Source organism: Veillonella sp. VA139 (assembly GCF_003992005.1).
GTDB lineage: Bacteria > Bacillota > Negativicutes > Veillonellales > Veillonellaceae > F0422.
In genome coordinates this window covers 1-224 of the sequence record NZ_RQVL01000076.1, presented here as the reverse complement: position 1 = coordinate 224, position 224 = coordinate 1, and the positions used below count along the sequence as shown (strand labels likewise).

Annotated in this window: 1 tRNA gene; it reads left to right on the top strand. The window is 50.0% G+C overall.

Annotation, left to right across the window (positions count from 1 at the left end):
- The first annotated feature begins 148 nt into the window (after positions 1–148).
- Positions 149–222 (top strand) — tRNA-Ile (locus EO125_RS09765).
- Positions 223–224: the final 2 nt, after the last annotated feature.

Sequence of the window (224 nt, the reverse complement as noted above, 5' to 3'; positions counted from 1 at the left end):
GTCGTAACAAGGTAGCCGTATCGGAAGGTGCGGCTGGATCACCTCCTTTCTAGGGAGACATACACTAGCACAAGATGTTAGATGTCACACTAGGTCGACACTTTGGTTACCTACATTGTTCAGTTTTGAGAGGTCAACTCTCATACCTAGGCCTATAGCTCAGCTGGTTAGAGCGCACGCCTGATAAGCGTGAGGTCGGTGGTTCAAGTCCACTTAGGCCTACC